Origin of the sequence: Desulfomonile tiedjei DSM 6799 (genome assembly GCF_000266945.1) — a bacterium.
Lineage (GTDB): Bacteria > Desulfobacterota > Desulfomonilia > Desulfomonilales > Desulfomonilaceae > Desulfomonile > Desulfomonile tiedjei.
Map to the genome: position 1 here is coordinate 3,891,029 of NC_018025.1, position 16,180 is coordinate 3,907,208.

Consider the following 16,180-nt stretch of genomic DNA (forward strand, 5'->3'; position numbering starts at 1 on the left):
GCGACCGGCCGCACTGTGCTGCGCTCCGGTTGAAACTGACATAAGGAGAGTATATGGAATACGATGTAAAAGACCTGTCCCTGGCCGGATCGGGAAAATTGAGGATCGAATGGGCTGAGCGGAGCATGCCGGTCCTGAGAATGATTCGGGAGCGATTCGAGCGGGAAAAACCTCTTGCCGGTATTAAGCTTGCTGCTTGCCTTCATGTTACCACGGAAACGGCTGCACTGGTTCATACTCTTGCAGCGGGCGGAGCGGATCTCTATGTATGCGCTTCCAATCCCCTTTCCACTCAGGACGACGTTGCGGCAGCACTGGTTTCGGATGGTTTCCACGTATACGCCATTAAGGGAGAGGATACGGAGACCTATTACAAGCACATTAACGCATGCCTCGACCCCAAACCCGCTATTACTATGGATGACGGCGCCGACCTGGTGAGCACCATACATTCCGCACGTAAGGATCTTGTTCAGCATCTCCTCGGCGGAACTGAAGAAACCACCACTGGCGTGATCCGGCTGAGAAGCATGGCCGATACCGGCGTTCTGATGTTCCCGGTAATCGCGGTGAATGACTCGAATACCAAGCACTTCTTCGACAATCGATACGGAACCGGTCAGAGCACGATTGACGGGATTCTCCGGGCTACCAACAGACTCATGGCCGGTAGCTGGTTTGTCGTGAGCGGTTATGGATGGTGCGGCCGAGGTGTTGCCTCCAGAGCAGCCGGCATGGGAGCGCGGGTCATCGTGACAGAAGTGAATCCTCTGCGAGCCCTTGAGGCCGCAATGGACGGGTATACCGTTATGCCCATGGAACAAGCTGCGCCTCTGGGAGATTTCTTCTGCACGGTTACCGGTGATACGAGTGTAATCCGGAAGGAACACTTCGATCTCATGAAAGACGGCGCTATCGTTTGCAATTCAGGGCACTTCAACGTGGAAATCGATATTCCCTCACTGGAATCCATGGCAGTGCAGAGAAGAATAATTCGAGACTTCGTCGAAGAGTTTACTATAGCTGACGGCCGTAGAATCGTAATCCTGGGGGAAGGTCGACTGATCAACCTTGCATCGGCCGAAGGGCACCCCTCATCGGTAATGGACATGAGCTTTGCCAATCAGGCCCTGGCTTCCGAGTTTCTAGTGCAACAGGGAAAAAGTTTGTCCAAAAAGGTCCATCGACTTCCTACCGCGCTGGATGATGAAATCGCCCGTCTCAAGCTGGAAAGCATGGGAATCAAAATTGACACTCTTACCGATCAACAAAAGCATTATCTAGCTTCCTGGGAAATGGGAACCTGATATAACAATGTAATTCTGCCCTGTCGTAATACATACGGCGGGGCAGTCTCATCACATTCGGGGGGATTCGAATTGCTGCGGACAGTCATCAGACTGTTTACTGTCAAAAAGGGTGTCCTGGATTCTATTAGCATTCTTGTCTTTTTCAATCCACGTTTGCAAAAAATCTTGTCTGTAAAACACAATAGGAGTATAGGAACCATGCAGGGGGAGACTGAGTTCCTGGATATCGCTCCACACATTTTCCACAGAGTCAAAACATGACATTAGCTTCCTCGCGGCACGAACATAGAGACGGACCTGCAATCCTTGTAGTCGATGACGACGAAATGGTCAGGGATATAGTGGTTGAATCAATCAAAGCTGCGGGTTTTCACGCCGAAGTCAGCGAAGACGGCTCTGATGCATTGGAAAAGAATGCAAAGAATAAATACGACCTCATAATTACTGATATGAGACTACCCGGAATGGACGGGCTTACTTTAATTAAGAAGTTGAAGTCGAATAACAGTTCCACCGACGTAATCGTGATGACAGGATACGGGACGATAGAAAACGCGGTGGAATGTATGAAAGCAGGGGCTCTCGAGTACCTTATCAAACCTTTCACGGTAGACCAGATACAAGTAGCGGTTCGGAAAGCCATTGAATTGCGAGAATTGCGTCGAAGGGCCATGGAAAGAGAATTCTATCGTGAACTCTCCTACGTGGACCCGCTCACGGGCGTTCACAATCGCAGGTACTTGGACGAAGCTCTGCGAAATGAAGTGCAAAAGGCCTTGCGATTGGGCACTTCATTCCTAGTGCTCATGATCGACATCGACGATTTCAAGATTTACAACGATCGAAACGGCCATCAAAAGGGTGACGAAGCCTTATCCAAGATAGGAAACCTGCTCAAATCGGTATGCCGCGTGTACGATATTGTCGTGCGGTATGGAGGCGAAGAATTCGCGATCGTGTGCCCCGGAGCGAATCTCGAACATGCTTCGGAGCTGGCGGGAAGAATTCTCAGGGGAATCGAGGCCGAACCGTTCGATGGCGAGGATTTGCTACCTTCCGGAATTTTGACTGTTTCCATAGGGTTGGCGTGCTTCCCGGTACATGCAAAAAATGCAGAAGACATCATTCGCTGTGCCGACCTGGCGCTGTATGCGGCAAAGAAAAAGGGCAAGAACAATATCGTGATTGCCCGTGTGCCGAAATAAGACCCGATCGAAGTTACTGCAAAATTCCCAGACCTAACAGTTCTTATACATTACCTAGCAAGCGCTTCCGCTTGGGCGAATTTGTTTTGTTAATCCAAATGAGCGGCACGGAGGCCGCCCGCTACCGGCCCATGGATAGGACCTGTCACCTCGCTTAATCCCAGTCAGTTTATCACTTCACTGACGAAAAGTATGATTTCCTCACTCTAGGAAGAACAATGAAGACGAGGTGGGCATCGAGTTTCTGGTGGTGGGCGGCGTCCCTGCCGCCCTTATTCCTAAATTAGAACTGTTAATAGTTCGGGCTATTCTGTTTGCATGCACTAGCTTTCTCAGGTTAGAACCGTGTGTATTCGTCACAATCCTGCTGAAACTCAGCTATGATCTCGTCCGTCAGAGTCGGCCGCACAGAAGGAAGCAGTTCCATGAAAGTGTCCGTGCAGATCTTATAGTCTTTTCCCACCTGGTACTCTTTCTCGAAGGCAAACTGAGTCACTTTCTGAAAGAGGTACTCGATATCAGCCGGAGTGAAAAACGGAATCATGGAAACGATTGCATCGATGTCCACATCTCCGCGGTTCGTTTTCGACAGATAATGCATGAAGATAGTCTTTCTTCCCTGTTCATCGAGACCGCCCACGGGAATAATGCAATCGAATCGGCCGGGTCGGAGCAGTGCGCTGTCCAATTCACGGATATAATTCGTTGCACACACCAGGAGCGATTTCCTGGCAGACCTCTTCAGAAGCGGCACCTGTTTGAGGAATTCGTTCGTAATGGACTTATCGATTCTGGAAGCCTGTTCCCTGCTACCGGCAATCTCCTCGAATTCGTCGATGAAGATAACCGCTTCTTCCAAATTTCTGGCTTTCTCCATAAACTTCTTCAGACTTGAACCCACCAGATCGGCTCCATCCGCCATGAGAACGCTGGGACTGATTTCCACGAACCACCATTGAAGAATTCCCGCAATTGCCCGGACAAAGTGTGTCTTACCGGTTCCCGGAGGTCCGAAAAATATGATCGCTCTGGGAGGCTTTACACCATGCTTCGCTGCGAGCTTGGGTTCGGTCAAAGGAAGAACGATCTGCTTGTTTACGATCTGTTTCGGAGGCTGGGAATCGGAAATAGTGTCCCAAACGGATCGATCGACCATGTGCGCACCCATCTCCTTGAGGAGAAAAACCTGCTCCGAATTCTCAAGACCGGTTTGAAGCGTATCCGCGTTCTCGATGAAATCAAGGCAAGCCACTTTGATTCCTACGTCCCTTCCCAGGCGCTCGGATAGAAACCATTTGTGTCTCAGAATGTCACCCCAGATTTCTTCGGCTATTTCAGGTTCGAACTTCCGACCGCTGCAATCGTATATGAATGAAGCACAATGCTCGGGATTCGGCACATTGATGTTATGCTCGGGATTCTTCACATTCATGTCAAGTTCCATGTTCTTCCTCCCTTCAAAAAATAAACGGACATCCTCACCTCGTGCGAGAACCTCCGTGGGAAAGAATGTCTTTCTAACGCTTGGGGCTTCTTGTGTCAAGCCGAGGTCTGATTTCCAGTTATCTGCAGTCCATGCATCTGCTAAAACCGTCTTGCGGTGTGAACCCTTGGATTGATACACTCATATTTGTCCTACGACACCCTTTCGCATTCCGGGTTCCCCTTTAATATGGGTCACTCTGTTAGTGCACAGCGAGAAATTGGTGAATTCGCAACGAGCAACAGTCACAAACGAAGTTCTCATCCAGGAGGTCGGGCTACGGGACGGTCTCCAGAATGAACCTCGCATTCTGCAACCAGGGATCAGAGCCCACATTGCCGATTTGCTTGGTGATGCAGGAATACCGCGTATTCAGATAGGTTCGTTTGTCAATCCAAAACGAGTTCCCCAGATGGCCGGCACCGCGGAAGTATGGCATGAGATTCGCCGCAAGCCTGGCGTGCGATACAGTGCTCTGGTTCTCAATGCCCGGGGATTGGACCAGGCCATTGCGTGCGGAATTCCCCATGTGGAAATCTATGTTTCCGTTTCAGAAACGCACAGCCTGAAGAACTCCGGCATAGGAACTGAAGAAGCTCTGGAAGCCGCTGCTCTCATGATTGACGCGGCGCGTTCCCGAGGACTGGGTGTCACTGCCGGGCTCATGTGCGCATTCGGTTGTTTTTACGAAGGGAAAATCGACCTGAGACGGGTATTGGACATGGTTTCCCGGCTTCGAGCATCTTCGCTCGATGAGATCGGTCTCGCAGATACGAGCGGGATGGGCGACCCGGAGTCGATCGGTTCCACACTCGAAGCCGTGGCCGAATTGATGCCCCTGGACGAAATCACCTTGCATCTGCACGACACCAGAGGATTAGGCATACAGAATATGGTTGCCGGATTAACAGCAGGAGTGCGAAGATTTGATGCTTCAGTCGGGGGGCTGGGCGGGTGTCCGTTCATTCCCGGAGCGGTTGGGAACATTGCAACGGAAAGAGTGGTCCAAGTGCTGCATTCGATGCGCTACTCGACAGGAATTATGCCTGAATCGCTGGCACTCGCTCGTGAGAGGGTTTTTTCCGCGCTCGCTTAAGTTCGCTTGGATTGAGCCCAAAGAAGGATTGATGCGTAGCGCCTATTCGCATGAACAGGCGCTATTTCCGTACCGTGAGAGCTATTAGCTCCTTCAGTTACTCATCTTCATCGTAATCTTCGTCTTCATCTTCGTCGTCGTAATCTTCGTCCTCATCCTCGTCGTAGTCATCATCTTCTTCGTCGAAGTCCTCGTCCTCATCCTCGTCATAATCGTCATCTTCATCATATTCATCGTCATCATCATAATCTTCGTCTTCGTCGTCGAAGTCCTCGTCCTCGTCCATGTCCTCAGTGCGACGCGGGTTCATAAACAGAGGGAACTGTCCAGACCAGTTCTCGTCTTCAGGGCCAAGATCTCCACGCATGAGGTGTGATTCCAGACTGCAATTGTGGAGGGCCGCAACAGCATCCCCCCCGACATATTCCGATATGATACTGGTAACTTGGTTCACATTCGGCTCCTGGGATAATTTTGGACTTCCTATTTAACATGAATCCTGAACGATGTCATCGATTGTAAGAGACTCCTTTGAGGTCATCTAAGTTTCCAAAAGTGGATCAAAATAAAGGAAAAATCAACTCGGTTTTTTTGATAGCCTTTTGTGTCTATTCTCTGGGTAGATTTCCATACCAGGGGTCACCGTCTTCCGGTTGCTGCAGGTTTCCCTTGGATTCCTCGAGAGCGGTCAGCACCCAGACAAGCGCCCTCATGACGGGTGATTTCAGTAATTCATCAAGGGGCTGCCTGAGACTGTAGACCAGCACCGGACAATTCTTCTCGTGTACAATTAACTGCCCCTTGAGAATAAGGCCCCTGACCTTTTCCAGAGCAGATCGATAGTGATTGAGCGTCCGCGCCGGAACCGGCGAAACAACTGCTGTCATGGTGCGATTCTTGAACTCCGTCCACAGCTTCGCAGTGCTGATTATGCAATCATCCGAGTGGTCTCCGGTTTTTTCGTAAAAACAGAGTCCTTCCAGTGTCCTGACGTACGATGCGGCAACAGAATCGCGTGCATCTATCCAAATGCATTCAACCAGGAACCGATCCTTTACCTGAAGGATCTCGTCGCCCAACTCCAAGAGTCCGCCCTGCTTTTCCCATAATGCATGGTATCGACCATCCCCTCTTTCACCAATTATGCACAGGTATCCTGTCTTGAGTTCCGGCCAACCGATACCCGCCCAAATCCTGGTAAATCGCTCAACACGAAATGTCCCGGAAACAGCAATCGTTCCGTCCCCGAGATGCTCGGCTCGCATGGATCAGAATTCTCCTCCTTTCGGCAACGGTCCTGCTATAAAACGATTCTCCCAGTTATGCATTCTCATTTCGTACGCAATGCCCAAGGCCATAATTTCATCGTCATGCGAAAGCCTGGATTGCGCTGATCGATAACTCTGCTTGAAGGCCTTCTTTTCAGCATCCCAGACGAGTCCCTGCATTTCCAGGAGAGTGTTCTGGCAGTAGATGATAATGCCGCCGCTCTCGAACGCCTGAGCCAGACGGCTCAGCATTGCCTCTTTGGTGGTCCTGTTGGTAATCCATCCCAGACGTCGCGTCTCTTCCGGTATTTTCCGGTCCGTAAATGTGTGATAGTACAGGTTCGGATATCCCGATATTTGTTGAACGTCAGCCATTCCTCGTTCGCAAACCGTTAGGGTGGCAAGTCCAGGGCCGTTTCGCTCTATGCCCAGCAGTCCGAAATGATAAAAGCTCCCCAGCAGGTACGCATCGATCCCTGCAATCTCCGCTCGAACCCGGTTTGATCGGTATCTCGCAACCACTTCTCCGGTTTCGTTACATAACACCTGAATGACCGTGTAGTCTGCCCCGACCCCTTCTCCCACGTCCATACCGAGGCTGTAGGTCATATCCGTCCGGGGAAGCTTCCAGATATCCAGAGCACCCTGCTCGCATGCGACGAACTCCGGCTCTGCGGAATTTTCCCTGAATTTCAGATACCCTTTTGCAGATGGCGAAACGGCAGTGTTATCCAGGAGTTCCTGCAGCCTGTCCTGATCGAACCAGGGCATTCCGGTGAACACGAAAGCGAGTCTTGCAGCTACCGGATATTCTTGATGAAACTTGTCCCAGTTGTTGTGGCACTGGTTGCGTTTCGTATGAAGCGCCCATTTTGTCTGTTCCCTGGTCAGCAGATGCCTGCTCGCATATGCCTCTTCTTCGATGCTGAGCTGCAGGTTTTCTTTTGGAGCCACCGGCAGGCTGTATTCAGGAAACTCACGCCATGAAAGGAAAATCGGTTCCATATCCGATTCACCCCGCTCGGCACTGATCCATGTCTGATGAAACAGGTTCCCTGCACCATTGGCAGTGGACTCCCAGAAGACGAGCGTATCCCAGTGCTGAGGAACACATTGGTTGATTGCAAGGATCGGCTCTTCGGGGTGCTCCCAGAAGGCGACCTCGCTCGCGTGGACGTAGTGAAACGTCCCTCCCCTGCCGAGATTCCTGTTTGCGGCCGTATCGATTTGAAGTCTGGAATAATGCGGTGCAGGATACTCGAGACGCCGTGAATTGGAAGCGGGAATGAACGAACACTCGCTGTCCGGTAGGTTAGCGGAGAATCGCTGCGCCGTGGAGAACACGGTCTGTGCCCCTTCTATGGAATTTGCCACCACCAACGCAAATCGGTATGCATATCGCGTTATGAGAGCAAAGATGAATGCTTGAATCAGTGTCGATATTCCCAGTTGCCGGGATTTGCAGCAAATAAAGCGGGCTGGAACCTGTTTTTCACGCGATTCCATTAACCGGTGAAAGACCATTTCCTGAGATCGATTCATGATCAATGACACCAATTCGCCGCGCTTGTTGATAATTTTCAAATTTTCTATGAAATTCTGCACATGAAAGAGATCGTCCCCCTGCGAGGGAACGATCTGTCTGAGTGCATCGGATAATTTTCCGAGTCGTATACGGGATTTACGAAAGCTGCTGTCTTCATGAGAAGAAGATTCAACTGTCCATTCGTCCATTCCAGATTTCCCTGGGCTTTTTCGAGTCTCCCTTTTTTTCTTCGGCCAATCGCTTAATCCAGCTCTCCATTTCATCCAGTCTGGTTGCGATTGCCGCGGCTTCATCGTTCTTCAATCGTGTCTCCATCATGGCCCGGGCTGTATTCAACAGCTTGTCCATAAGCTTTATTTGCTCCAACCCCTCTTTCCGGGACGCCGGAACTGCTCCGATGAGCCGGGCAATCAACTCGAGCGCTGTCGATGGCGTGAGGTCGCCAAGGGAGAAGCCTCTGATTCGCTCTGCCAATTCCGGATCGAACAAGGGTTCGAAGCCGGTGCCATTCAATTCCGTGAATTCCTCAGATGTGCTGGTTTTCCTTTTTCGTAATGCCAAAAGAGCTGACCTCTGCTTTCGTTATTCCTGTTCCCATTCGCCCCAATAGAATGGCTCCATTTCCTGGTACCGTTCAGACCAGCACGACCATTGACCCTGCGAGCACCAAAACTCTGAAGGATTTTCAATTTGAACCGGTTTGGGGTCCAGGCGGCAGTCGTTGCCGTCAAATTTGATGCAGCTCGTACAATGCATTTCGGATTTCTTCATGGGAAAAGCTCCTTTGTGTGTCAATGAAATGGCTAAACATTAACCAGAGATCTGCGCCAGTCTGCTTCCTCGAGCATACATGACGGGTTGACCAAACGATCGACAGCTCGAGCACGGTTGACCAGATGCTTCTTCGTCGAACGCATCTCTTCAGAAAAACTCATTGCTGGAGACGTGAGGTCCTGATCCGAAAGTAGGTGAGGACAAGGCACGGGATTCAAGCAAGAAAGGTACTCCGCATTCGCTCTCTCATGCTGCTCTCCGTGACCGCCGAAATGAATGACGTACCGTTTTGTTCGGGTCTGGTAAGCCCTGCATGATTCCAGAGTCATACTGCATCCCCACCGGCAGTCCACCAGTCGGTGCGCATTGATTTCCTTCCACTGCTGCACGGTAACTGGTGAAGTCATTATGCCGTCTCCATCATTTCCAGTTTCTTCTCATGCCAGTCGTAGGGGATGTCCAGGTGGATTCTGAGCTTCCTCATGGGAGCGAGCAGCCCGAATTCCATCGATTCCATCAGTTTTCGAGCGGTGGGGTCATCGAGTGATTCGATATGAGATCTCACCAGGGATAACTGCTCGTGCAATTTGTTGAATGAATTGGACATGAGCTTTCGATGATTTACTTCAGCCATGACAGACCTCCCTTTCCGATTTCTCTTCGAGAGCATGCAAACTGCAAATTTCGTAATTAACCGATCAGGATAATTCCGTGCTGAGATTTGGACTGCCGTTTCCAGACCATTCCGGCTGTGAGCCGCCGTAAAACACGGTCTGAAGGTGGTCAGCCTCTCCAGAAAAAGTGTCGAATTCCACAAGGATGCGTATGCTCTCTTTTCTCCAATGGGACCATAATTAACCAAACTTGTCAACCATAAAACGAAAATAATACGAAAGTCGACTCATAACCGAAGATCTCCATTCTCAGCGGCAGCAATACTATTATCAGCCGATCTTGACATTAAACGAGCGTTTCCAGGGAGTCATGTATCCGAGTTGAATCCCCAATGCATCGAAGAGTTCCTGATCTCCTCGTGTCCAATGAAGAGGTTGTGTATCCATTTTCCGCAGCAACTGTCTCCATTGAAGTTCCAGCCAGCGTTTATCCGCGGCAGCACGGGTCCGCTCGCTGGCGTCGGATTGAGCGCTCCCTTGGGTCGTTGCGACGGCGGGGGACGACTCCTGCACCACTTGTTTCTGGGTGGAATGAGCAAGCGGTCTCAATTTTTGGGACTCATCGGTTTTTTGCGATTCGTCGCGGGATGACAGCACACGATCCGTTTCTCTGAGCCAGTCCTCACGTTGAAAAGCGCCCATTCTGTCCTGCCGATCTTGTCTATTTGAAAGATAGCTCAGTTGGATGCCGAACAGGTTTTGAAGATCCTTTGCTCGATCTCTTCTTTGCTGGTAAAGAGTGCTTTTGGTGGTACGGTTGTAATCTATCGCTTCACGGAAACGATCCGAATAGCCGGATGCAAGGGATTTCATGGCATCATGGTGCAACGAGGAAGCGAGATCAGGTCCGCCCATTACGTTCATGCCGGCGCGAGATCTTCCTTCCCTCGAGGCCCGTTGCACGTATTCGTCCATGAGCGCTCGCTGTCCTCCGAGAACGTGTGACATGTAGTCACGCACTTCAGGGTCGTTTGGTCGAGCGATAACGGAATAATCATCTTTCTGCTTTGTGAGATCTCCTATGGTATCGCCAATCTTCTCAGAAGGTGCTTTCAGAAGATCGGGTCCGAATGAAGCGGAATAGTTGAATCGATATCTTCGGGTTCTCGATGTACGGGATACGGGTGTTGTGCTCGTCTGTAGTGACTTGAGATCCGAAGCGTTCGGACCGTTCAACACACGAAAACGAGAGGTAATTGCGGGCACGGTAATCCTCCTTTAATTTCATTCGCGCTGTTTTTTGAAACCGGGATATCTTTCAGGCGCCCCATTCTCGAATTAGCGACAACCCGAGTTGCAGCCCGTATATGTCTGTCGGTCCTGTGAATGAGATGCGGAACTTGTAGAATCTGCCTTGAACATTCTGGGCTTCCTGTTCCAGCGCAAACATCTTTCCGCCGATCTCGGACAGATCATGGAATTGTACATTGAATCGGGGAGTCACCTCTCCATCGCAATAGACGGAAACGGTTATGGGACCTGTTTTGCATTTCCCGTATAACGAGAGTAGTCTCAGGATTTTTCTGTACTCCGGCGAACCGAAATGAAACCATCCTGTTTCTACCCAGGCAGTAATTTCCTCGCCAGCGTCATTCAAGTCGTTCGGTCCGAAAAGCCTCAGAACCCTTCCTTTGTAGTCACCTGCATAGAGCCCCAATGAACCGATCTTTCCAGGTGCAGAAGCGCTGTAGTGAGCAGCAGTTGCGAGGGACGACAGGCTCAGAGTGAATGGAGGCAACCAAGCTTGAAGCGACAGGTCGAATACGATCAAGCGATTGTTTGTGGTCTGGGGACCTTCACCGCTCACGATCATGGGTACTGTCCACATCACCCAATTCTTTTCAGGCCAGTACTCACCCCAAGCGATGTGCAGATTTTCTAGATCGAGACGAGGGAGAGAAGTACCGTCCCACCAGGTGAGGAGTTCCGAAGCATTGCTCCCTCTCCCGGTGTTCCAGATTGCGTCAACATGGAGTCCGGTGCTGACGAACGCTCCGTAACGATTGATGAAGAACAGGGCGTATCGATCGCCTTCTCCGAATCCACCGGCCGGAGCTTTCACGACTACATGTGCATTCACCGGAACGTGCCGGGCCGCTTCGATTGATTCCACATCGGACTCGCTCCCGGTGATGCTTCTGAGCTGATGAAAGGAAGTTGCCTTTCCGATGAGCAAGCTATTCCATGCTGACACAAGACTCGAGATTCCGTCCATGCCGCCAACTCGATAACTGAACGTATCGTAGCCCGTGAATGCGTACTCCTGGAGCGGAGCTGTAATGTCTATTTGATCGAGAGCGTCCGGCCTTCCCGCGAGAGCGACCCTGTTCTGAAAAACGGCTGCATATTTGTGCTTCACCAGAGCATCAGGGACGCTGCAGACTCGACACTCGGAAATTGCAGTGGAAGCTGAAAGATCCGCCGAGGCCGAGAGTCTGATCCAATAACCCCGGTACAATCCGGGCGCAGCAATATTTTGCCGCCAGTCAGTCGGTAGATGCCATATGATTTTGCCGCTCCTGGACAGAGTCGCTTCGCCTGAGTTCGACGCATCCGTGGCATTCAATGCTGACCAGACTAGTCCATTCCAATACTCTGCCGAGAGCGTAGCGATTTCAGTATTGGGTTCGATAATGTTCAGACTTATCTCGTTAAAGCGTGTCAGGTAACCGATATAGAGGAAGTCGCCTACTTTCAGGGGAATTGAAGCTGCGGAATCCTCGGTCTCCGTGTAGTCGCTCACTTCGACAGTGTAGTCTGTGACTTTGGCCGTCTCTCCCTCCACGACAACAAACCCGAGAGGACTGTCAGCCTTGCCGTCGCCGATGTTCCTGAGTGGTTGGCATGGAGCTCTGTATTTTATTCTCGTAATGCTGCACCCCGGAGACGTGGCAGAACATTTGATTCTGAACCAAAATCCCGGAATTCCGTCAAACACGTGGTAATCGGCTTCGAAATAGCCCGGCTCATTGCCCCTGTACGTTATTGTTCCGGTTTGCGCGAGGCTCGTACTGCCCACTCGAGTATTATCGTCCCAGCCCGCGCCGGTTTGCCAAGTGGCTCCTTTCCAAGCTTCCACAATATGTGGACCGTAATCCACGGCCGACACCAGAAGGTTGCGTATCTGCGGCACGACTCCTTCAACCTGCTCCAGCCCGACCGCAAATCCCAGATGCGTCGTGCTTCCCGGAACAAAACCGCCTGATCTGGTGAAGTGCTCTGAAGTCATGGCTGCAAGCTGGGCTGTGCTCTGGCGGTTTGCAGCGATTCCGAAAGCCTGCTTGAGCGCTCTCAAAACCGTATTCTCCTGAGCTGTCTGCCAGCTTCCGGAAGCGTTCTTGTATTGCCACGTTCCGGAGTCCTCCTTGACAATTTCTTTCCAATGCCAGTTGTCAGGATCCGGATTGACCATGTCAAACACGCTGAATACATTCGATTTCCAGGAAAACGCTACGCACAGCAGTCCTTGGTCACCTGCGATCGTTGCCCACATAGAGTTAAAGGAATCCACTCCGTCCACCGGCAACGCCAGATCGTCTTTCGTGACTGCAGTGAACAGTTGCGAGGGAACGATTCCCGTTACTGTGGACGCTTCGATCTTAATAAGACCGGGAACGACACCCTCAACAAATGTTATTGGCGCAAAATCTACATTTTCCGCAAATTTGATTCCGTCTGCGGAGTTGAATGGACCGAAATTGAACTCTCCCGGAGAATACTCAAGATTCATAGAAGAGCGACTTGTCCGGTACGGTCCGAGCTTGTCAGGGGTATTTGGAGGAATTGCCCAGTAATAACCCGTTCCTGGAACAGAGGCGAAGTACCCCGATCTCCAGTACGTATATACCCTCTCTCCGAGAGGATAGAGACTCGGGAGCCCATTGGGAGGCTCAGGATGGAATATCAGCGTCTGTACTTCTTTCAAGCTGCTGTTCACATCGAGACAAATGAGGTAGTCTTTTGCAGGATCGATCTGAAAAGCAAAACCGTCGCACGTCACCGATTGCCCGGCATTCAGGTTTATCCACCGGGTGGATCGGTTTTGAAACGTGATCGGAGTGGGAGTTCGGATTCCGTTGGCGGAATTCCCGGAGCGCTCGACAATGGACGCTTTCCGTATCGAAATTGCTTCCGACCCTGCCCGGAAAGTCAATTTCACGTACCGGTCCACTCCAGCGGAAAGCTCCGCACCGCTCACCACTATGCGGAGAGACATTGCTCCAAAAGAGGTCGTGCTTGCCGAGACAGCCTCAGTCCGGTCCCAGATTGTATTCCAGGCCGATTCCGTAGAATTGCGGATCGTAAGATATCCGCCGGATATTCTCAGCCCGTAAATTTTCGTTACTTTTCCAGTTTCTGCGACAGAACTCAAGGTAACATCATTATCTCCCGCTCCGTCATTCTTAATGGACGTAATCGAGTGCTCAGCAGAATCGCCTTCCAGGGACACAAGCAATGCCGATTCCACATACTCGGCAATGTTGCCACATCCAAGTGTGATTCTCATTCTCGCCAGGTCTGAAGACGAAAAAGTTTCCGCAACATACTCTCGGGTTATTACAAATACGTCTTCATTACCGAGCAGTTGATTCGGTAGGACATACGTATTATCGTAGTGTGCAGTACCTTGCAGTAAGATTTCGTCGCCTTCGAGAAAACCATGGTTTTCGCAAGGAATTCCGACTGTTCCATCTCCATTGTCAATTGCGCCAAGAGCTTTGAGGTTTTGCCGTCTTTCAAAGTGACCCGTTCTTATGCCGTCTGCGACCCAATAATTTATGCGAGATTTGAGGTCCTCGAATTCGATATTGGCAGGTAATCCGGTCGTTTCATCTATTTGAGACAGATCTGTGCACAGCAAATTATCGAAAGAACTGTCCGGATTGCCCTCGTTGGGAGCATTCATTTCGATGTAAAAACCTGATACTCGGGGGACATCGCAGCAAATAAAGATATGCCCCCACGATCTGATTCCCCCTACATCTGCAGAAACCTGCGTGTCGCTATCGAGGACGTACTGGCTGATCTCGTGGGATTCGATCCCGTCGTAACTCACGAAAGCCCGCAAAGGAAATGCCCAGTCGCTCCCATCGTCGGACAACCCACCGAGAAACACCAGAGGCACCTCTTCGATGCCCTCGGTGACGATCGCGCGATCACCGAGAACAGCGACGCTCACCACTCCGGCTGTTTCCGGAAGAGCATAAATATGTGCAAACTGAGCATCTGAAGTAGGTAAATGACTGGAAGAAGCATAGAGACCTGAATCCGCCAGGCCCAATCCCCCTGATTCTGGAGTGCACAATTGCGTGGCATACCAGAGATCCCCGAGGAGCACCTGCGGATCTTGCTGCTGAATCCCCCCGAATATTATGAGCTTCCCATCGTCGGATGTTACTGCAGAATGCCGCAAACGGCGTCCCGGGTCGGCCCCGAGTTCCGGAGAACTCCACCTGTCGGTTGCAATGTCGTATACCAGGTACGTGTCTGCAAAATCGTGTATCTCATTGCTCACGCCTCCACAGCAGATGATACTTCCACCGCAGATCACCGCCCTGTGAGACACCAATCCGTCCAAAGATTGAGGAATATTCGTCTTCCGACTCCATGAACCAGCATTTAGATCGAGTGCCCAGACCTCATTTATGTTCTGCTCCAGATTCTTGCATCCAGCAATGACGTACATAATATCATTCATCCGGACTGCTGCATGTCCGCAAACGCTTGGAACAAACTGGTCGGGAGGCACCGATCCTGAAAGCGACTGCCATTCGGCTGTATCCAGCGACAAGACGTAATGAGTAGTAAGAGACCACGTGTTACCACTGTATCTGCCACCAGCGACTACAATAGCATTACCCCAGAGGACTGCGGTGTGATCTGAACGACCGGGAGGAATTGAACCGGTGACTTCCAATTCCTGCCAACTATTTGAATACATATCGTAATAATGCGTGTCGTTAAGATAGTCGCCTGTATATTCACGACCTCCAAAAACGTACATCCTGCCGGAAGAAGGATCCAGAACAGCGGTATGACCTGACCTTGGGGTTGGCGGATTGCCTGTAGGGTTCAATTGGAGCCATTGTCCGGTTTCAGGAGTAAAGGTCCACAAATCGTTGCATAAATCCCTTTCGGATGCTCCACCGAATACGATCATGCGCCCGTTCTCTGCATCCCAGACTGCAGAATGGCTGTGCCGAACTCCAGGAAACGGGCTTGATTTTGTGAATTCCCTGCCGAGACTGTGACTCGACTGCACCAGCAAGTACGAAGACTCATTCGTCGGGAAGCGTATCTGCCTGATGAATCGAATGGGCCCGTTAGGTATGGAATTATCGGAATGAGTGACACTCATTCCTCGTCGGGTTCTCAAGCCACCATCGGTAATGTCGACGTTTTCACCCCTGGTGAGTGCGTTGAGCGGATACGCAAGAGGGTTTTTTCGTCGATCCTGGATACCGCCAGTCCAATCGAAGAGATTGATAACGTTATACGGCTCCTGAGCCACTGCAAATCCCCTTCCTGTCATGGGATCGAAATCCGATCCGGCTCTTCCGGGCATTGACTTCTTGAGAATTCGGGATATCCATTCAGTTATCCGTGAATAAAATCCCCCTGCCCCTCTTTATAAAAGGAGGGAGTAAGAAGCGACGTGCAATTCCCCCCTTAGTAAAGGGATTGGAGGCATAGGCGCTAACTTAGCGTGTTTTGGATCGTTTGTTCCGGAGGAATAGCTGACAATAGGCCGGTGATTCATCGCCGGTTAAGGAAAAACCTAATGATTTTCGAGTCCCGGAGGGACGGCTGATACATAAATTCCC

13 protein-coding genes are annotated in these 16,180 nt (G+C 50.9%); 3 read left to right on the plus strand and 10 right to left on the minus strand.

All coding sequences use genetic code 11. The annotated features are described in order from the left end of the window. Positions 1 to 53: 53 nt before the first annotated feature. Together ahcY and DESTI_RS16440 are read left to right on the plus strand one after the other, a co-directional pair. The gene (ahcY, locus tag DESTI_RS16430) at positions 54 to 1,307 is read left to right on the plus strand and encodes an adenosylhomocysteinase (protein ID WP_014811093.1); all 1,254 of its coding nucleotides are present in this window, start codon (positions 54 to 56) and stop codon (positions 1,305 to 1,307) included. Positions 1,308 to 1,567: 260 nt separating this feature from the next. Then, positions 1,568 to 2,515 carry a diguanylate cyclase gene (locus DESTI_RS16440; RefSeq protein WP_014811094.1) on the plus strand — a complete coding sequence of 316 codons (948 nt, stop codon included), beginning with the start codon at positions 1,568 to 1,570 and terminating at the stop codon, positions 2,513 to 2,515. A gap of 337 nt (positions 2,516 to 2,852) precedes the next feature. Here the strand turns inward: DESTI_RS16440 and DESTI_RS16445 are convergent, their stop codons facing one another. Further along, entirely contained in the window at positions 2,853 to 3,959 is a 1,107-nt protein-coding gene (locus DESTI_RS16445) for an ATP-binding protein (RefSeq protein WP_014811095.1), read from the minus strand. A 262-nt stretch (positions 3,960 to 4,221) separates the two neighbouring features. On the opposite strand from DESTI_RS16445, the gene DESTI_RS16450 reads away from it, so the two are divergent. Then, positions 4,222 to 5,094: a hydroxymethylglutaryl-CoA lyase gene (locus tag DESTI_RS16450; protein ID WP_014811096.1), complete on the plus strand. Its 873-nt coding sequence runs from the start codon at positions 4,222 to 4,224 to the stop codon at positions 5,092 to 5,094. Between the two features lie 97 nt (positions 5,095 to 5,191). On the opposite strand, the gene DESTI_RS31255 is transcribed toward DESTI_RS16450, so the two are convergent. The 9 genes from DESTI_RS31255 to DESTI_RS16495 form a co-directional block, all read right to left on the minus strand. After that, on the minus strand, positions 5,192 to 5,548 hold the full coding sequence (locus DESTI_RS31255; RefSeq protein ID WP_014811097.1) for a hypothetical protein: 357 nt from the start codon (positions 5,546 to 5,548) through the stop codon (positions 5,192 to 5,194). Positions 5,549 to 5,702: 154 nt separating this feature from the next. Beyond that, positions 5,703 to 6,359, minus strand: coding sequence for a hypothetical protein (locus DESTI_RS16460; RefSeq protein ID WP_014811098.1), 657 nt, complete (start codon positions 6,357 to 6,359; stop codon positions 5,703 to 5,705). A gap of 3 nt (positions 6,360 to 6,362) precedes the next feature. Beyond that, positions 6,363 to 8,096 (minus strand): terminase large subunit, encoded by a 1,734-nt coding sequence (locus tag DESTI_RS16465; protein ID WP_014811099.1) that lies wholly within the window; start codon positions 8,094 to 8,096, stop codon positions 6,363 to 6,365. Next, positions 8,077 to 8,469 (minus strand): hypothetical protein, encoded by a 393-nt coding sequence (locus tag DESTI_RS16470; protein WP_014811100.1) that lies wholly within the window; start codon positions 8,467 to 8,469, stop codon positions 8,077 to 8,079. The genes DESTI_RS16465 and DESTI_RS16470 overlap by 20 nt, the downstream gene beginning before the upstream one ends. Before the next feature lie 21 nt (positions 8,470 to 8,490). Continuing rightward, complete coding sequence (locus tag DESTI_RS16475) at positions 8,491 to 8,679, minus strand: hypothetical protein (RefSeq protein WP_014811101.1); 189 nt, start codon at positions 8,677 to 8,679, stop codon at positions 8,491 to 8,493. Between the two features lie 32 nt (positions 8,680 to 8,711). After that, a complete protein-coding gene (locus DESTI_RS16480) occupies positions 8,712 to 9,089 on the minus strand; it encodes a hypothetical protein (protein WP_014811102.1) in 378 nt (125 codons plus the stop codon). Then, complete coding sequence (locus DESTI_RS30805) at positions 9,089 to 9,316, minus strand: hypothetical protein (RefSeq protein WP_014811103.1); 228 nt, start codon at positions 9,314 to 9,316, stop codon at positions 9,089 to 9,091. Before DESTI_RS30805 ends, DESTI_RS16480 begins: the two co-directional genes overlap by 1 nt. Positions 9,317 to 9,626: 310 nt before the next feature. Next, positions 9,627 to 10,562, minus strand: coding sequence for a hypothetical protein (locus DESTI_RS16490; RefSeq protein ID WP_014811104.1), 936 nt, complete (start codon positions 10,560 to 10,562; stop codon positions 9,627 to 9,629). Positions 10,563 to 10,614: 52 nt separating this feature from the next. Further along, the gene (locus DESTI_RS16495) at positions 10,615 to 15,921 is read right to left on the minus strand and encodes a Kelch repeat-containing protein (RefSeq protein ID WP_041286259.1); all 5,307 of its coding nucleotides are present in this window, start codon (positions 15,919 to 15,921) and stop codon (positions 10,615 to 10,617) included. Positions 15,922 to 16,180 lie beyond the last annotated feature (259 nt).

Bases quoted from the DNA above. Each gene is read 5' to 3' on its own strand.
- DESTI_RS16445 (WP_014811095.1), bottom strand. From the start codon at position 3,959: ATGGAACTTGACATGAATGTGAAGAATCCCGAGCATAACATCAATGTG.
- DESTI_RS16495 (WP_041286259.1), bottom strand. From the start codon at position 15,921: ATGCCCGGAAGAGCCGGATCGGATTTCGATCCCATGACAGGAAGGGGA.
- DESTI_RS16440 (WP_014811094.1), top strand. From the start codon at position 1,568: ATGACATTAGCTTCCTCGCGGCACGAACATAGAGACGGACCTGCAATC.
- ahcY (WP_014811093.1), top strand. From the start codon at position 54: ATGGAATACGATGTAAAAGACCTGTCCCTGGCCGGATCGGGAAAATTG.
- DESTI_RS16480 (WP_014811102.1), bottom strand. From the start codon at position 9,089: ATGACTTCACCAGTTACCGTGCAGCAGTGGAAGGAAATCAATGCGCAC.
- DESTI_RS16460 (WP_014811098.1), bottom strand. From the start codon at position 6,359: ATGCGAGCCGAGCATCTCGGGGACGGAACGATTGCTGTTTCCGGGACA.
- DESTI_RS16465 (WP_014811099.1), bottom strand. From the start codon at position 8,096: ATGGACGAATGGACAGTTGAATCTTCTTCTCATGAAGACAGCAGCTTT.
- DESTI_RS16475 (WP_014811101.1), bottom strand. From the start codon at position 8,679: ATGAAGAAATCCGAAATGCATTGTACGAGCTGCATCAAATTTGACGGC.
- DESTI_RS30805 (WP_014811103.1), bottom strand. From the start codon at position 9,316: ATGGCTGAAGTAAATCATCGAAAGCTCATGTCCAATTCATTCAACAAA.